This is a genomic window from Stenotrophomonas rhizophila, assembly GCF_003651185.1.
GTDB lineage: Bacteria > Pseudomonadota > Gammaproteobacteria > Xanthomonadales > Xanthomonadaceae > Stenotrophomonas > Stenotrophomonas maltophilia_Z.
This window is the reverse complement of record NZ_RCDC01000006.1, coordinates 272,267-288,279: the sequence shown is the minus strand read 5'-3', so window position 1 is coordinate 288,279 and position 16,013 is coordinate 272,267. Positions and strand designations below refer to the sequence as shown.

Below are 16,013 nucleotides of genomic sequence, written 5' to 3'. Positions count from 1 at the left end.
GCTCAGCCTGACAGCCCGATGCGGGACTTGGCGTTGCGCTTGAGCAGCCAGCGCGCGATCAGGGCCAACAGCAGGCAGGCCAGACCGACGAAGCCAGCCAACAGCAGCGGACTCTGCGAGAAGTACCAGCGCAGCCAGGTCAGCGGCGGCAGGTGGCCGACGTAATACGTCTGGTTGCCGGCCAGGCTGCGCACTTTGTCCTTCTGCAGCAGCACCACGCTGCCCTGGAAGTCACGCAGACGGTCCGGGTCGAACCACGCCTCGAACAGGCGGTTGACCTGCGCCGGATCATCGGCCATCACCGCGATCACGCTGCGCCCCTTGCGCAGGGGCGACTCAAAGCCCATCAGCACGACATCGCCAGCGTCCGGACGCACCGACACTTCGGCGGTGGTCGGCAGATCGGTGCGGCGCGCATCCGGCGACAGGAACGAGGGCATCCGCTCGAACACCCAGTCCGACAGCTGGAAACGGCGCGACTGCCCCGCCTCGCCGATCGGCAGGTGCGCGGCCCACTCGCCGAACAGCGGCTGGCTGCGACGCGACCCCAGCACCACCAGATCCTGGTCGGCGTGCTCGCCTACCTGGCCGGCAGCGATGATGCGGTTGCGCAGCGCCGGGTAACCGGTCGAGGCCCCCATGCGGCCGAGCAGGGTCAGCACATTGCCGACGTCATCGGCGTTGGGGTTGTTGGGCAGCACCAGCACGGTCTCGGAAAGATCGGCCAGACGCGTGAACGGATAACCGGCATTTCCGAAGGCGGCCAGGTTGGGCATCGCCATGTAATGGTCGAAGCCGCTCAGATCGATGCTGGTGTCGCCGTCGATCGCCGCGGACACATCCGGGAAGGTGTTCTTGCATTCGGCCGCCTGCGGGCGATCAAAGAAGAAGTGGAAGCGCAGCTGGCTGTTGGACGAGAACGGGCCGGTCGGCAGCATCACCTTCTGCTGGATCGGCATCACGCCCGGTGCCTTCATCTTGTTCCACAGCATCTCCGACACCGAGCGCGGTGCGGGGCGGCCGTTCAAGGGCAGCGTGGTGACGAAAGCATCGTTGATGCTGATGTTAAGCGCCGACTTGTTCGCGCCTTCCGGCAGCGTGTAGCGGTAGCGCAGATCCAGCGGGATGCCATCACGGCGCCACGTGAACAGATCCGGCGGCAGCTGCAGGCCGATCCGGATCAGGTCCGGGTGGTAACCGACCACATTCAACTCGCTGGTCTGCTGGACCAGTTCGGAGACTCGCACCGGGCGATCGCTGGGCACCCACTTTGGCGCGTCGTACGGCTTGCGCGGCGCGATCTCCTTGAAATCGCCGATGCTGGCGGTCGGTCCGGACAACGGCGTGCCCAGGGTCAGCGCGGTGGCCGCGATGCGCAGCTCACCGTCATCGCGGCCGAGCACCAGCAACAACTTGCCGTTGGCATCGTTCGGATTGGCGATCACGGCCAGGGTCGGCCCGCTGATGTCGGGCAGCACCAGGCCGGCCGGCGGGTTGCGCGGGGTGGCCACGACCACCGCATTGCCTTCCAGCGGCACGGTATCGATCGAGGCCGGGAACAGCGCACCGCGATAGCCGGCCAGCGCGCCGAACCACGAAGAGACGATACCGGCCGACTGCAGCAGCCCCTGCCCCGGCTGACCAGTGAACACGAACGGCAGTTCAAGCCGGTTGGTGTCACGGGCATCGAAGAACGGCACCGGCAGCAGCGACAGATCATTGGTCAGCTGCAGTGGCGCCCAGCCCAGTTCCAGATAGCTGCCGGCGTCGATGTTGGCCCACAGGCTGGTGTGGTCCGGATCCTCGCATTCGCGGGTGTAGTGGCCGATCAACTGCAGGTTGATGCGGTTGTAATCGATGATCATGCGCGGATCGATATCGATGTCGCGCTCGATCATCCGCCCGGCCTGCTCGACCGGCGTGGGCAACGTCGCCACGGTGACGTCGTTGACGGTGACCTTCAGGTGCGACAGATCCGGCAACAGCGCCGGTGAATAGCTGTATTTCAGATGCAGCGAGGCGCGATCGACCACCTGGTCGTTGCGCACCGAGAACGGCACGCCAGCGGTGCCCTGGATGCCGCGCAGGGTGATCTCGTAATCGATGCCGAGCTGCTTGAGCGTGGAGCGGCTCTGCCGCGAACCAGCCGCTGGCGCGGCAGGCGGCACGGGCACTGCCGGGGCGGCATCGGCGGGTGCAACGACGGGCGTGGCCGTTGCGGGAACCGCAGGATCCTGCGCGTAGACCGCGCCACACAGCAGGGTCAGGGTGAACGCCACCGCTGCGGCGGACGGACGCGGCACGCGCACCGGGCGGAACAGGGAACGGTCACGACGGGTCATGCGGAATCTCCGGTGCGCGGCGGGGTGGGGCCATCCTTGCGGCCTCCCGCAAGAACGAAACTGCCCAGGCGGTGGAAGCCGCGCATGCTGGCCTTGAGGACGTCGGTGGTGGAACGCAGGAACGTATCGCGGTCATGACGACCCCACAGCTTCACCCAGATGTCGGCACGGGCGAAGGTGGAGGTGACCAGCCAGCGTTCCTGCTCCAAGGTCAGCTCGCCGAACTGGATGCTGATGCCCTGGTCGTCGCGATCGTGCCGCACTTCGGCCGGCAGGCGCTCGCTGCGCTGGCGATGGGCCAGTTCAACCTCCACGCACGTACCCGGCTGCACGGGCTGGGACTGATCCAGCCGCAGCGCCATGCCACCGGTGGAGAAGTTCAGCGTGCGGCACGGCAATGCCTGGCCATCGGGCAGGTGCAGGACTGCCCGCATGTTCAGCGGCACGCGGTGCGAGCGTCGGATCTGACGCTGTTCGCTGGAGGTGGCGATGACCGCGCCCAGCATGATCATGTTGTAGACGGTCCAGCCCAGGTTCAACCAGATCGTGTTGACCTCGCCGCTGGTATCGGCCATCACCATCCGCACGATGCCGGCCACCACGCCCAGCAGGTTCAACAACAGCAGCAACAGGTACGGGCGGGCGATCTGCGCATCGAAGTAGCTGCGCTGGACCAGGCCGCCCTTGGCGGTGACGTTGAACTTGCCCAGCTTGGGATTGATCACCGCCATCAGGGTCGGGCGCAGGATGTACCAGGCCAGCGTGGTCTCGTACACCTCGTTCCACAGCAGATGGCGATGCTTGCCCTGCACGCGCAGGTTGGTCAGGTTGGCCATCACGATGTGCGGCAGCGCGTAGGCCAGGATCATCAGCGCCGAGGCGTGGATGACGTGGGCGCCGAAGAACAGGAAGGCCAGCGGCGCGGTCAGGAAGATGATCCGTGGCAGACCATAGAAGAAGTGCAGCATCGCGTTGGTGTAGCAGATGCGCTGCATCAGGCTCAACCCCTTGGCGAACATGGGGTTGTCCACCCGCAGGATCTGCGCCATGCCACGGGCCCAGCGGATGCGCTGGCCGACGTGTGCCGACAGGCTCTCGGTAGCCAGGCCGGCCGCCTGCGGCACCGGGATGTAGGCACTGCGGTATCCGGCACGGTGCAGACGGATCGCGGTGTGCGCATCCTCGGTGACGGTTTCGATGGCCACGCCACCCACTTCCTCCAGCGGGCCGCGCTTGATCACTGCGCAGGAGCCACAGAAGAAGGTCGCGTTCCACTGGTCGTTGCCATCCTGCAGCAAGCCGTAGAACAGCTCGCCTTCGTTGGGCACGCGCCCGAAGTTGCCCAGGTTGCGCTCGAACGGATCGGCCGAGAAGAAGTAGTGGGGCGTCTGCACCACGGCCATCTTCTCGTCGAACAGGAACCAGCCCATCGACATCTGCAGGAACGAGCGGGTCGGCATGTGGTCGCAATCGAAGATGGCCACGTATTCGCCCGTGGTCTTCTTCAGCGCCGCATTGATGTTGCCGGCCTTGGCGTGGCTGTTGTTGGTCCGGGTGATGTACTGCACCCCGACCTCCTCGCAGAATTCACGGAATTCCTCGCGGCGGCCATCATCGAGCAGGTAGATGTTGAGCTTGTCCGCCGGCCAGTCCAGCACGGTGGCCGCCAGCACGGTGGTGCGTACCACCGACAGCGGCTCGTTGTAGGTCGGGATGAGCACATCCACGGTGGGCCACAGCGACTGGTCTTCGGGCAACGGCATCGGCTTGCGATGCAGCGGCCAGGCCACCTGGAAGTAGCCCAGCACCAGCACGATGAACGAGTACACCTCGGCGGCCACCAGGCCCAGGCCCAGAGTGAGATCGACGAAGCTGCTCATGCCCATCGTGTCGGTCAGGCGCCAGTACATGTAGCGCGTGGACATCACCAGCGACAGGCCCATCAACACCAGCGGAATCAACCGGCTTTCGCGGTTGCGCAGGCACAGGGCGATCAGGAACACCACGGCCGAGAACAGGAACTGCTGACCGATCTCCATGGGCACGGTGATCACGAAGGCCAGCAGCATGGCGCCGCCGACCACCAGCGCAAGCAGCGCCAAGCGGGCCAGAACGGCATCCCCTCTCGGGGTGGAAGTTTTGCTCATGATGTTCCCCAACACGGCCGCACGCAGCGGCATCCCCTTGCATCAGCCGGCACTCCCGCCCCACCCCGAAGGGCGCGGCGAGCGATCACCGGCTACGTTTCACGCCCCGCGCAGCCGGCTCAGCGGGCTGTGCCCCGGCGTCGCGCTACGCGCACCGGCCAGTCGCTGGAACAGCTGTTCCAGCGGTGTTTTCTGTGCCGGTGCGGCACTGGCCGGCGTCTCCACCGGAGCAGTCTGGGCCGGCGCGATCACCGCTGCGGCATTGGGCACCGGCGGCAGGACCACGGCCGGAATCGGCGGCGGCACCTCGTCGCGCGGCTTGGCTACCGTGCTGACGCGGGACTGGCTATGAGAGAAATCCCGGTAAGCACGCGTGTCATCGCGGTCCCCCAGGCGGTTGAAGAGACCGGCCACGTCGTCGTGGCTCTCTGAATCGGCAGGTTGCTGAAGCTTGCTCATGGCACCATCGAAAGGGGGGAGAGATTCAGAACACACGCGACAGCGTGTACGTGGCTACATCGGGATGGTCGCTCTGCAGATAGCGCACATCCAGCACCGACATCATCCCGGCGGCGCGGAACCACTGCCGGTACACACCTTCGAGAAACCCGGTCTCCCACCCGGCGCGGGTGCCGAGCACCGCCGACAACGGCGACGCCGCGTGATGGATGCGCACCTGTTCGGGCGCTTCCTCGAACACGACCTGTCCCCACTCCGTCGACGACCACACGGCGTTGGCCGCATGCTGCAGTTCGTCCAGCGTGGCGACCGCCGGCAGTGCGTGGTCACGGCCGAAGCGCTCACCGATACGCGCCATCAGCCGGGCCAGTTCGGCATCGGGCAACGCGCTGTCGAACTCTTCACAGAGCGCGAGCAGGAAGCCGCGCCACTGAGTAGAGCACGCATGGGCACGGTAGTAATCAAGCAATGCTGATGAATTCATCTGAAAAGCCTAGACGAACCACGATGCAGAGGCGGTATACGGGCAATTACCGGCATCGATGTCGGTCAAAAGTGTGAACTACGCCTCACAATATTGTGGCACATCTGGCTTTCCTGCATAGCAAGCGCGCTGCGTCGTTTCCTGACGCGCCGCGTCACCCGCGGCGGCCGGGCTGAACGGAAACGTGGGATACCCGACACGCCGGGCGGCCGTGAGGGCAATCACAGGCCTGGGATGCCCCCGGCCGACCCTCCCGAAAAGTGTGACACCACGGCGGGGCGACCGCCGAGCCGCAGCACTCAGCCCTCGGCCGGCAACTCGAACACCTGGCGCAGATACGCCAGATACCCCGGGTCATCACACATGCTCTTGCCCGGCGAATCGCTCAGCTTGGCGACCGGCTGGCCGTTGCAGCGGACCATCTTGATGACGATGTTGAGCGGGGTCGGGCCCAGGTCGTTGGTCAGGTGCGTGCCGACCCCGAAGGCCACCTGGCAGCGGCCGCGGAAGTAATCGAACAGCTGCATCACCTTTTCGATGTTCAGCCCGTCGCTGAAGACCAGCACCTTGCTGCGTGGATCCACCCGGCGGCTTTCAAAGTGGGCCAGCATGCGGTCGCCCCAGGTGAAGGGATCCCCGGAATCGTGGCGGACGCCGTCGAACAGCTTGCAGAAGTACATATCGAAGTCGCGCAGGAAGGCCTCCAGCCCGACCACGTCCGACAACGCGATGCCCAGATCGCCGCGGTACTCGCGTGCCCAGGATTCCAGCGCGGCCACCTGCGAGTCACGCAGGCGCGGGCCGAGTGCCTGGAAGGCCTGCAGGTACTCATGGGCCATCGTGCCGTGCGGGGTCATGCCGTAGAGCCGGGCGAAATGCACGTTGCTGGTGCCCACGAACTGCGCACCGAGCGCGTCGCGCAGCATCGGCAGCATCCGCCCGTGCCACTCACGCGAGTAACGGCGGCGGCTGCCGTAATCGGCGATCCGGCACAGCTCGAAGCCGGGGGTATCGCGCAGCAGCGCGGTCTTGGCCTGCAGGCGGCGCTCGCCCTCGCTGAAATCCGAGTCGGTGGTGTTGCGGAACCAGACCTCGTTGATGATCGCCAGCAGCGGGACTTCGAACAGGATGGTGTGCAGCCACGGCCCGGTGATGTCCAGATCGATCTCACCGGGCACGGTGGTCGAGGGGCGCAGCGCGATGTACTTGCGGTCCAGGTGGAACAGGCCGAGGAAATCGGCGAAATCCGGTTTGACGAAGCGCAGGCCGCGCACGTAGTCCAGCTCTTCGGCGCTGAAGCGCAGGCTGCACAGGTGGTCGATCTCGGCGTTGATCTGGTCGATGAACTGCGCCAGGTCGATGCCCGGGGTCCGGCACTTGAACCGGTACTGCACCTGCGCGCCGGGGTACTGATGCAGCACCGCCTGCATCATGGTGAACTTGTACAGGTCGGTGTCGAGCAGGGACTGGATGATCATGCTGGAGATTATGCGCCTGCCACCGTGCCCGACCAACGGCCAGTGCCCTCAGCGTGGAATGCGTTCACGGCACGTATCGCCCCGGTGCCGAAGTGGGTGCGCGGATGCTCACCGGCGGCGGAGCAGTCGCGGGACCTGCACCAGCGCATGCGCCCAGATCGCGCCCCACACCGCGCAGCGCACCGGCCAGGCACGTTGCGGCGCCTCGAATTTCCGGAAGTACCGCCACAGCCCGCGGTGCTTGTGCCATTCCACGAAGAACGGCCGTGAGCGGCTGGAGACACCGCGCACATGGGTGACCTGCAGGTCGTTGGCGATCGCGATCACCGCGCCGGCCTCGCGTGCGCGCCGGCACAGGTCCAGGTCCTCGGCGTGCAGGCGGTAGCCCGCATCCCAGCCGCCGATCCGCTCGAACAGGGCGCGCGGCATCAGCAGCAATGCGCCGGACAGGGCCGGCACCACCTGCAGCGGCTGGCTGCGGTCGACCGGGATCGCCAGCTTGCCGCCCTGCCCGGGGTTGCGCAGCATCGCGGCGAAATCCGGATCACGGCGGCGCACCGCAGCGTCCGGCAGGCCCTCCTCGTCCACCTGCTCGACCCCCAGCAGACAGTCACCCAGCGGCAGCGCGCGTGCGCGCAGTTGGGCCAGGGTCTCCGGGCCGACCATCAGATCCGGGTTGATGAAGGCCAGCCACGGTGCCTGGCTGTCGGCCACGCCCTGGTTGTTGGCGGCGGCAAAGCCGGGGTTGTCCGGATTGGCGATGAAGCGCACCCGCGGATCGGCGCTGGCATGGCGCTGCACGATCTCCAGAGTGCCGTCGGTGGAATCGTTGTCGACCACGCGGATCTCGGCGATGTCGCGCGCCTCGCGCAGGCGCAGCAGGCAGGCGTCCAGCGTGCTGGCGCTCTGGTAGCTGACGATGATGGCGGCGATGGCAGGGCTCAAACGGGCGACTCCGGGGCAGCAATGACAGGCGGCGCGAACAGATCGCCCTGCGCCTTGGGCATTATCGCCTGCCGGTGGTGTTGCTGCAGGTCGTGGCGTGCCTGCTGCAATGGATCGACCATCAGGAAGCCGGCCAGCCGCGGCGGCCAGGCCGGCCAGCGCGACGCCAACGCCTCCATGTCGCCCTCGCCGGTTACACCTTCGGCCACGCGGGCGACGAAGGCGGTCTCGCACAGGGCGTTGCGCCAGCCGAGCCCGGCCATGCGCAGGCTGAGGTCGATCAGGGCCGCATTCCATGAGGCGTAACTGTGCATGTCCAGCCCACCGGCCTTGCGCCGGGCGTTGCCGCGCAACAACACGGCGTGCGTCACCGCCGAGGGAAGCTCGGGATGCAGCGGCGGCATCGCCGCGCAGGCCTGGGCCAGCGGGGCCAGATCCAGATCGTCCGGCAGCGGATTGATCTCGCCCAGACGCGGCCAGGCGGCCGTCTCACCGGCGTTGCACCACGGCGTGGTCGAGCCGATCGAGGCATCGCGGGCCAGGCAGGCTTCCAACTGCTGCAACCAACCCGGTGCCGGGATCGCATCCGGGGCGAGCACCACCACATCGGCGCCGGTACACGCTGCGAGCATTTCATCCAGATGGGCGACTTCGCCGATCGCGCGGGCGCGGCGGGTGTACTCGGCCTGCAGCGGCGTCTGTGCAAGCCAATGTTCGATCACGGCCTGGGCGCGCGGGCCGGCCTGGCCATCGTCGGCCAGCCAGATCGCGGTGCCTGGCGCGGTGCCAGCATCGAGCGCGGCCAGGCAGCGGTCCAGCGCGGCATCGTCGACCCCGATCGGCAGCAGGATGACCGTGCTCATGCCGACCTCTGCGTGCTGCCGTCTTCGCCGTGTCGCTGTGTCATCGCAGGCTCCCTTGGGCACGGCCAGCGTAACAAGATCGGCCCCTGCGATGACAGCAGGGGCCTGGCATCGCTCAGCGCTTGCCCTTGCGCTCGGGGAATGGCTCCATCGCACGGAAGCGGCTGCTGTATTCGTCGGTCAGGTTCCGCGACTCCTGCGCGTTGCGCACGATGGTCGGGGTCAGCAGCACGATCACTTCGGAGCGTTCTGACTTCAACGTCTTCCGGCCAAACAGCGCACCGATCACCGGCAGCTTGCTCAAGCCCGGTACGCCACTGGAGCCGTCTTCGCCGGAATCGGTGATCAGGCCGGCGAGCATGATGGTGTCACCGCTCTGCACCGCCGCTTCGGTGGAGATCTTGCGGGTATTGATCGGCGGGTTGCAGGTGGTGCGGGTCGGGTCGCAGCCGCTCGGGATCGCGCCGGCCGAGCTGACCTCCTGCACGATGTCCAGGAACACCACGCCATCGCGGGTGATGCGCGGGCGCACTTTGAGGATCACGCCGGTATCCAGGTACTGGACCTGGCTGTAAGTGTTGTCGCCGCCCACGCCGGTATTGACCGACACCGAGTTGATCGGAATCTGGGTGCCCACGTTGAGGGTAGCTTCGGCGTTGTTGCGCACGAACAGCGAGGGGGTCTGCAGCAGGCGCAGGTTGCTGACCTTGTCCAGCGCACTGACCACTGCGGCGGCGTTCTTGCCGAGGAAGGTCCAGCCGACCCCATCACTGCCAACCGAGCCGGAGATGCTGCCCCAGATCGAACGGCCAAGCGCGCTGGGCAGGTCGATGCCGCTCTCGGTCTTGCCGGTGGCCACAGCCTGCTCGAAGAACCAGTTCACGCCGTAGCTGAGGTCACCGGTCAGCGCGACCTCGGCCACCTGCGCTTCGATGTGGACCTGCATCGGCATCACGTCGAGCTTTTCGATCACTTCGCGGATCGAGCGCCAGGCCTGCGGGGTGGAGCGCACCAGCAAGGTGTTGGTTTCCTCCACCGCCGACACGCCGACCGTATCGCCCTGCACTTCCAGGCTGAAGCTGGCGTTGCCGGACTGACGCTGCGGCAGGTTCATCGTGCCATCGCCCAACCCGCCGCGGCTGCCGCCGTTGCTGCTGCCGGTGTTGGAGAAATTGCTGTTGCTGTTGCCATCGCGGCTGCCAAGGTCCATCGGCGACGCGCCCGGCGCCAGCGAACTGCTGCCACGGCCGCTGCGGCCGTTCTCGTTGGCGAAGGCCTCGGCCAGGCGCTCGGCCAGGTCCTTGGCCTTGACGTAACGCAGCTCGTAGGAGAACAGCCGCGCACTGCCACCGGCGGTATCGATGCGGTCCAGCCACTGCTGGATCTGGTCGAGGTAACGCGCCTGCGGGGTGATCACCAGTACCGCGTTGGCATTCTCCAGCGGCAGGAAGCGGAACATGCCGGCGCTGGGAGTCTTGCTTTCCTCGCCGAACACCTTCTCCAGATCGGCGGCCACCTGCTCGGCCTTGCCGGACTGGATCGGGAACACGCCCACGGACATGCCCGAGAGCCAGTCCACGTCGAAGATCTCCACCGTGCGCAGGTAGTTTTCCAGCTCGCTGCGGGTGCCACCGAGGGTGATCACGTTGCGGCCGTTGTCGACGTTGACGATCGCGTTCGGGCGCGCGTACGGCTCCAGCACTTTCTTCATCTCGGTGGCGGAGATGTACTGCAGCGGCACCACGCGCACTTCGAAGCCACGCGCATTGGCCGGCGAGGCGGTGCTGGGTGACACGGTGCCCGCCAGCGCCTGATCGGCGGCCACGATGTTGTAGCGGCCTGCGCTGTAGACCATGCGTGCGTTGTTCCAGCCCAGCACCATTTCCAGCAGGTTCAAGGCCTGCGCCGAGGACACCGGCTTGGGCGTGGCCAGGGTCACGGTCCCTTGCACGCCCGGCGCGATCACGTAGTTCTGGCCGAGGAAGTCGCCGAGGATCGCCTTGACCACGGCGTGCACCGATTCGCCTTCGAAGTTGAAGGTCGCATTGCCGGTGGAGGCATTGCCCAGCGATGGCTGCGGCGCGGCGGCGGCGCTGCGGTTGATCATCGTGCCGGTGCCGCGGCGGATCACCGCCTGCGGTGCACTGCTGGTTCCCAGTGGCTCGGCATCGACGCCTGCGTGGGATCCATCGCCGGCGACCACCTGGTGGCTGTCGAGGACCGCATCGCGGCGCACCTCCGGCGCGGGCACGGTGGTGCAGCCCACCAGCAGGGCGACAAGGAAAGACACGGGGAAAAGGCGCAGGGTCATGCTGTCACTCTAAGGGTTGTGGCCGGAGCCGCCCGCGGGCGGTTGCTGCGACTGCTGTTGCTGTTGTTGCTGCAATTGCTGGCGGCGCGCCTGGATGCGCTCGCGGATCGCCTTCATCTGGTCTTCGCTGGGGCCCTGCGCGTTCTGCGCGGGGGCCGCCGCATTCGAGGGCGTTCCTGCCTGCGGCGCAGGGGGTGCAGCCGGCGGTGGTGCGGGCACCGGGGCGGCTGCGCCATTGATCGGGCGGGCCCCGGTACCGGCCGGTGGAACCGTGGTGAGCTGTGGGCTGCCCAGTACCGTCGGCGGTTCGCCACCTTGGCCGTTGAACACCGGCAGTTCCAGCGTCTGGGTGCCACCCGGCCCGCTGACCGTGGCCCGGCGTGGTTCCAGCGCCAGCAGCTGCCAGCCGTTCACCGCCTCACCGTTCAAGCGCAACCGCAGCGACTGGCGCTGATCGGTGGTCAGGATGGCCATGGCGAAGTCAGGCGTGAGCAGTACGCCGGTCAACGAGACGCTGCTGGCGGTGCCCTGCTCGGTGCCGCCGAGCAGATACGGGCGCGGCTGCCGGTCTTCGGCGAACAGCGGCCGCGTACCGATCTGCGCATAGGTGCTGGCCGAGGCCATGCGCTCCGGCGCGGCCGGTGCCAGCTGCGGCAACGGCGCGGGGCCGATATCGCCATCCGTGGCCGGCGCGATACGGCTGCCCAGCCCGAACAGCGTGGCGATCCAGATCGCCAGTGCCCACAGCGCGATGCCCCCCAGCCACCAGGTGCGCAGGCCGGCTGCCTCAAGCTTCATGCTCAACCTCCTCCGCAGCGTCCGATACCGGCGCGGGTTCGGCCGCATCGCTGGGCAGGGCCGCACCTGGGTCAGCGCTCTGCCCAGCGTCCTGTCCCGCCGGCAGCGGAAGGGGTACCGGCGCAGGCGCACCGGGCTCCAGTGCGGCGCCCGGACGCAGGTAGCCGACCAGCTCGAACGACACATCCAGGCCGGTGCCGGTTTCACTCGGCGATTGCTGGAAGCGCTGCGCCAGCAGATTGAGGTTGTCCACGAACAGGCGCGGTGTCCCCGTCTCCAGCGTGTGCAGCACGGCGGCCATCTCCGGCACGCCGCACCGCAGGCGCACCTGCAGGGCCACGCGCGGGAAGGCCGGTTCGCGACTGGCATCAGGCAGTGGCGTGCGATTGCTGATCGTGCAGCTGCGATTGCCCGGGCTGGCGGAGGCCACCGCATCCTGCAGGCGGCTGGAAAGCGCGGCAGCGGCCGATTCGGCCGTGGCCTCGCGCAGGAAGCCGGGGCGGCCTTCGAGCGCCGCCTGCACCTCGCCCAGCTGGGTGGCGATCTGGCCGCGCTGGGCCAACTGCGCCTCCACGCGTTGCTGGCGCTCCTGCACGGCAGTGATGTCGGCGTTGATCGCCAGCAACGGGCGGGTCAACCACGGATGCACCAGCAGCAGGTAGGCCACGGCGATCACCGCCAACAGCAGCCCCAGTGCCAGCCAGCGATCACGGCGCGTCGGGTGTGCTGCCATCGGCAACCTCCTTGGCAGGCGGTGTCGCACCAGGCAGCGGCTGCAGCTCGGCAGTCAGCGTGAAACGGTCGCGGCCGCTGGTCGCCCCATCGGCCTGCAGCACGCCGGTCAGGTTGACCTTGCGCCATAGCGGCGAGTCCTGCAGCAGCGGCACCAGTTGCGAGGCTTCGCGGCTGAGCCCGATCAACTGCAGCGTGCTGCCTTCGATCGACATCTTTTCCAGATACGTGCCATCGGGCAGCAGGCGGGTAAGCTCATTCCAGATCTCCACCGTGCTCGCATGCTCGGCACGCTTGCCCTCCAGGAACGCGGCGCCTTCGACCAGACGCTGCAGTTGCTGCCGTTCGGCGGCAACCCGACGCGCATCACGCGCGGCGGCATCGACCTGCTCACGCAACTGGTCCGCCGCGGCCTGGCGATTGTCGATCAGCTGATGGCCGGCCAGCGCAAGCAGCACGATCGCGCCCACGGCCAGGAGCCCGTTCCAGCGCGCCATCGGGTCGCGATACGGCTGCCGCTGCGCGACCGGCAGCAGATTGACATCCAGCGGCTGGCCAGTGGCATCCACCGCATCGATGCCGGCCACGGCCTGCGCCCACGGCCCGGCCTGCTGCGCCCACTGCTCCAGCTGCACGCGCGGGATCACCACCAGCTCCACCTGCAACTGGCCATCCGGCAGCGCCCCCAGCTCGCGCACGTCGTAGCTGACCTGGCTGGCATCGAAGGGGGTCTGCCGATCAATTTCAAAACCGACCACATCGCGCAGCCGCTCCGCGGCCGCGGCGGGCAGCCGCAGCGGGCGCCGCAACACGCTGCCGGCAGGCAGCAACCAATGCCGCGGCAAGCTGCGCAGGCGCGCATCCAGCACGGTATCCAGGGTGGCCGGCGATACCGGCCAAGGCAGCTCGGCGATCGCCTCGATCTGCTCGCCCGTCTGGCGTTGCAGGCGCAGCACCTCACCATCGCGCTGCAACAGCAGCCGCGAGCGCGACCAGCCCATCGCCCATTGCCACCGCACCGGCAGCCAGGCCAGCAAGGACTGCCGCCACCAGCGCAGGCTGCTGCCCACGCCAGGCGACAAGCGCCCGCGGGCCCGCACCAGACTGTCACGCCATGCCGTCATCTTGCTGCCATTCCCTGTTCCCAGCGAAGTACTGTGTATGCCGTTCCCGGCGTGCCTGCCGACCCCGTCCTCACCACGGCGCGCAGTACCGATATCCGGCCGCGTTCGTCCGTGGCGCGACTCTCGATACTATAGGTGCCGCTGCCACCTGCAAGCGGTGCGGCAGGCAATCCGGCCTGATCGGCCGTCACCGCACGTTCCCGCTCGGCCAGCAGGCGTTCGGCATCCAGCCCCAGCGCGGTCAATACCGGGCCGGCTGCAAAACGCGGGTCGGGCCGCGCCTGGCGGCTGTACAGGGTCAGCATCGGCTCGACCCGCGCATACAGGTCCGCATCCATCCCCAGCACGCGCTGCAGCTCGCCCACGGTCTCGAAGCGCGCGTTGCGTGCGCCATAGGGCAGGCCGGCCGCGACGTAATCCGGCGTCTCCGCGCCGCCACCGGGCTGTTTGAGGCTGTCGGCATCGCGCCAGTCGACGATGGCGCCGGCCAGCTGCTGGGCCCTTCCCGGCGCCTCTCCCATCGCACGCAGGAAAGCAGCGAGGAAGCTGGCATCGGCCAGATTCAGGTTCACCTTGCCGTTCTCATCGAGGATCGCCAGGTCGATCCGGCGGTCGTCGAAGGTCCAGCGGTAGCGGCGACCGTCAGCCACCCACGCCGGCTGACTGGCGCGGGGCTGCAGACGATGCAGCGCATATTCGAGCCCCGCGCGCGCGTACTCCTGGCCGATGGCGTCGTCGCCGATCACGCGCTGCTGCATGTGCTCCACGCGCGCGCTCAGCGCGAATGCGCCGATCACCGCCGTGAGCAGCGCGATCAACCACAGCACCAGCACCAGCGCGGCACCGCGCGCCGGCCTCATCGGCGATCCCCGCGCGGCGGCGGGAGCGCTGCGATCATCGGTGGCCACGCCGGCCCCTGCAGCGGTGCGATCTCGATCGACACCAGCAGCGGCAGCCGCCGGGTATCGTCCCAGCGGTCCAGCCACGGCGTGAGCTGGCCGGTGCGTGGATCGGTGCCGCGATAGCGGAAGCGCACCTCGCGCAATTGATCGGCCAGCATCTCCGGCGGGCGCGGCGGGTCTTCTTCGATCGCCTCGCCGTTCTGCAGCAGGGTCAGCCCGATCTCCAGCTGTTCCTGCCCACCCGCACGACGGACCTGCAGCTCATGCGCATACGGCCCGCCCCGGCCGAGGTAGCCGGGCAGATCGGAGACGAACAGCATCCGCTGCGGCTCGCCAATGAAGTACACCGGGTCACGGGTGGGATCCGGGGGCGAGGTCGCGATGACCAGCGCGGTGGACAGGCGACGCCGCAGAAAGCCTTCGACCGCGCGCATGCGCTCGTTCTGGGCGGCCATGCGCTCGCCGCGCTGGCTGATTGCCATGGCCGAGCGCACGGTGGCGAAGGCCAGCGCCAGGCCGCCGACCAGCAGCGCGGTCGCCAGCAGGATTTCGATAAGGGTGAAGCCGCGGGCGCGGCGCGCGCGCAGCGTCATCGCGGTGCGCCCGGTACCGGCGGCAACAAGCGCAGGCTGCGCCATTGCAACTGCTCGCCGTTGCCTTCGCCCCAGCGCACCTGCAGGGTGATCTGCGCCAGGGTCGGGCCGCCGACATCGGTGGTCACCGGCGCGGTGGTCGTGCGCGGCTCCGCGTACGGTTCCACCTGCAATCGCCAGCGGTACCTGCCCTGCTCCCACTCGCCCTGCGTGCTGCCTTCCTGAAGCGGCGTCTCCACGCCCGTGCTGGCCAGCAGCGACTGCGCATACAGCGTGGCCCGGCTGCGCACGTCGGCCTGACCGACCTGACGGGCCGCACCGGACAGGCTGCCCAGCAGCAGGGTCAACGCCAACGCCAGCAGCGCAAAGGCGATGATCACCTCCAGCAGTGAATAGCCGCGCTGACGCTTCATCCGCCCTCCCGGCGCGGGCCGGCACGGACTTCGCCGGTGATCCAGCCGACGTGGATCTCCCACACCGCGCCGCGCGTGCTGAGGTCGATGCTGCCGCCACTGGCCGCGCCGTCGGCGAAGAAGGCGATGCTGCCCTGCCCCGGCGCGGTGCTGAGCTGGCTCGCCCCGCGGAAGCGGACGTCCAGCGCGGCGGGAATCTGGCCGTGACGACCATTGGCCGCCTGCCACGTCCGCGCACGTGGGTCGATCACGAAGCGCTGCGTCTGGCCGGTAGCGATGGCCTGCGTGCGGGTGTAGCGCAGCTGGGTGGCGATCTCCTTGCCGGCATTGCGCAGCCGCAGGCCATCGATGCCACCGTTCATCGCGGTGGCGGTGACCACGCCGATGATCGCGATCAGGGCGACCACCAGCAGCATCTCCAG

The 16,013-nt window shown here is 68.0% G+C and carries 15 protein-coding genes; all 15 read right to left on the bottom strand.

Annotated elements, in window-relative coordinates:
* Positions 1-2 precede the first annotated feature (2 nt).
* Positions 3-2,342, bottom strand: coding sequence for a cellulose biosynthesis cyclic di-GMP-binding regulatory protein BcsB (bcsB, locus tag BCL79_RS15440; RefSeq protein ID WP_183073802.1), 2,340 nt, complete (start codon positions 2,340-2,342; stop codon positions 3-5).
* Positions 2,339-4,489 (bottom strand): UDP-forming cellulose synthase catalytic subunit, encoded by a 2,151-nt coding sequence (gene bcsA / locus BCL79_RS15435; protein WP_121042859.1) that lies wholly within the window; start codon positions 4,487-4,489, stop codon positions 2,339-2,341. The genes bcsB and bcsA overlap by 4 nt, the downstream gene beginning before the upstream one ends.
* 99 nt (positions 4,490-4,588) lie before the next feature.
* Positions 4,589-4,948: a hypothetical protein gene (locus BCL79_RS15430; protein WP_121042652.1), complete on the bottom strand. Its 360-nt coding sequence runs from the start codon at positions 4,946-4,948 to the stop codon at positions 4,589-4,591.
* Between the two features lie 25 nt (positions 4,949-4,973).
* Positions 4,974-5,432, bottom strand: coding sequence for a cellulose biosynthesis protein BcsD (gene bcsD / locus BCL79_RS15425; RefSeq protein WP_226956620.1), 459 nt, complete (start codon positions 5,430-5,432; stop codon positions 4,974-4,976).
* Between the two features lie 299 nt (positions 5,433-5,731).
* Positions 5,732-6,910: a nicotinate phosphoribosyltransferase gene (pncB, locus tag BCL79_RS15420; RefSeq protein WP_121042648.1), complete on the bottom strand. Its 1,179-nt coding sequence runs from the start codon at positions 6,908-6,910 to the stop codon at positions 5,732-5,734.
* Positions 6,911-7,018: 108 nt separating this feature from the next.
* A complete protein-coding gene (locus tag BCL79_RS15415) occupies positions 7,019-7,855 on the bottom strand; it encodes a glycosyltransferase family 2 protein (RefSeq protein WP_121042646.1) in 837 nt (278 codons plus the stop codon).
* Positions 7,852-8,718, bottom strand: coding sequence for a glycosyltransferase family 2 protein (locus BCL79_RS15410; RefSeq protein WP_121042644.1), 867 nt, complete (start codon positions 8,716-8,718; stop codon positions 7,852-7,854). Before BCL79_RS15410 ends, BCL79_RS15415 begins: the two co-directional genes overlap by 4 nt.
* Before the next feature lie 115 nt (positions 8,719-8,833).
* On the bottom strand, positions 8,834-11,029 hold the full coding sequence (gspD, locus tag BCL79_RS15405; protein ID WP_121042642.1) for a type II secretion system secretin GspD: 2,196 nt from the start codon (positions 11,027-11,029) through the stop codon (positions 8,834-8,836).
* A gap of 9 nt (positions 11,030-11,038) precedes the next feature.
* A complete protein-coding gene (locus BCL79_RS15400) occupies positions 11,039-11,827 on the bottom strand; it encodes a general secretion pathway protein GspN (protein WP_121042640.1) in 789 nt (262 codons plus the stop codon).
* The gene (gspM, locus tag BCL79_RS15395; protein WP_121042638.1) at positions 11,817-12,560 is read right to left on the bottom strand and encodes a type II secretion system protein GspM; all 744 of its coding nucleotides are present in this window, start codon (positions 12,558-12,560) and stop codon (positions 11,817-11,819) included. The genes BCL79_RS15400 and gspM overlap by 11 nt, the downstream gene beginning before the upstream one ends.
* Positions 12,535-13,683, bottom strand: a complete 1,149-nt coding sequence (locus BCL79_RS15390; protein ID WP_121042636.1) for a PilN domain-containing protein — start codon at positions 13,681-13,683, stop codon at positions 12,535-12,537. The genes gspM and BCL79_RS15390 overlap by 26 nt, the downstream gene beginning before the upstream one ends.
* A complete protein-coding gene (locus BCL79_RS15385) occupies positions 13,680-14,543 on the bottom strand; it encodes a general secretion pathway protein GspK (protein ID WP_121042633.1) in 864 nt (287 codons plus the stop codon). Before BCL79_RS15385 ends, BCL79_RS15390 begins: the two co-directional genes overlap by 4 nt.
* Entirely contained in the window at positions 14,540-15,178 is a 639-nt protein-coding gene (locus tag BCL79_RS15380; protein WP_121042857.1) for a type II secretion system protein J, read from the bottom strand. The genes BCL79_RS15385 and BCL79_RS15380 overlap by 4 nt, the downstream gene beginning before the upstream one ends.
* On the bottom strand, positions 15,175-15,591 hold the full coding sequence (xpsI, locus tag BCL79_RS15375; protein WP_121042631.1) for a type II secretion system protein XpsI: 417 nt from the start codon (positions 15,589-15,591) through the stop codon (positions 15,175-15,177). The genes BCL79_RS15380 and xpsI overlap by 4 nt, the downstream gene beginning before the upstream one ends.
* On the bottom strand, positions 15,588-16,007 hold the full coding sequence (xpsH, locus tag BCL79_RS15370) for a type II secretion system protein XpsH (protein WP_226956624.1): 420 nt from the start codon (positions 16,005-16,007) through the stop codon (positions 15,588-15,590). Before xpsH ends, xpsI begins: the two co-directional genes overlap by 4 nt.
* Positions 16,008-16,013 lie beyond the last annotated feature (6 nt).

Coding starts and splice junctions, on each gene's coding strand:
- bcsB (WP_183073802.1), bottom strand. CDS start 2,342: ATGACCCGTCGTGACCGTTCCCTGTTCCGCCCGGTGCGCGTGCCGCGT.
- BCL79_RS15385 (WP_121042633.1), bottom strand. CDS start 14,543: ATGAGGCCGGCGCGCGGTGCCGCGCTGGTGCTGGTGCTGTGGTTGATC.
- pncB (WP_121042648.1), bottom strand. CDS start 6,910: ATGATCATCCAGTCCCTGCTCGACACCGACCTGTACAAGTTCACCATG.
- bcsA (WP_121042859.1), bottom strand. CDS start 4,489: ATGAGCAAAACTTCCACCCCGAGAGGGGATGCCGTTCTGGCCCGCTTG.
- bcsD (WP_226956620.1), bottom strand. CDS start 5,432: ATGAATTCATCAGCATTGCTTGATTACTACCGTGCCCATGCGTGCTCT.
- BCL79_RS15400 (WP_121042640.1), bottom strand. CDS start 11,827: ATGAAGCTTGAGGCAGCCGGCCTGCGCACCTGGTGGCTGGGGGGCATC.
- BCL79_RS15430 (WP_121042652.1), bottom strand. CDS start 4,948: ATGAGCAAGCTTCAGCAACCTGCCGATTCAGAGAGCCACGACGACGTG.
- BCL79_RS15410 (WP_121042644.1), bottom strand. CDS start 8,718: ATGAGCACGGTCATCCTGCTGCCGATCGGGGTCGACGATGCCGCGCTG.
- BCL79_RS15380 (WP_121042857.1), bottom strand. CDS start 15,178: ATGACGCTGCGCGCGCGCCGCGCCCGCGGCTTCACCCTTATCGAAATC.
- xpsI (WP_121042631.1), bottom strand. CDS start 15,591: ATGAAGCGTCAGCGCGGCTATTCACTGCTGGAGGTGATCATCGCCTTT.
- xpsH (WP_226956624.1), bottom strand. CDS start 16,007: ATGCTGCTGGTGGTCGCCCTGATCGCGATCATCGGCGTGGTCACCGCC.
- gspM (WP_121042638.1), bottom strand. CDS start 12,560: ATGGCAGCACACCCGACGCGCCGTGATCGCTGGCTGGCACTGGGGCTG.
- BCL79_RS15390 (WP_121042636.1), bottom strand. CDS start 13,683: ATGACGGCATGGCGTGACAGTCTGGTGCGGGCCCGCGGGCGCTTGTCG.
- gspD (WP_121042642.1), bottom strand. CDS start 11,029: ATGACCCTGCGCCTTTTCCCCGTGTCTTTCCTTGTCGCCCTGCTGGTG.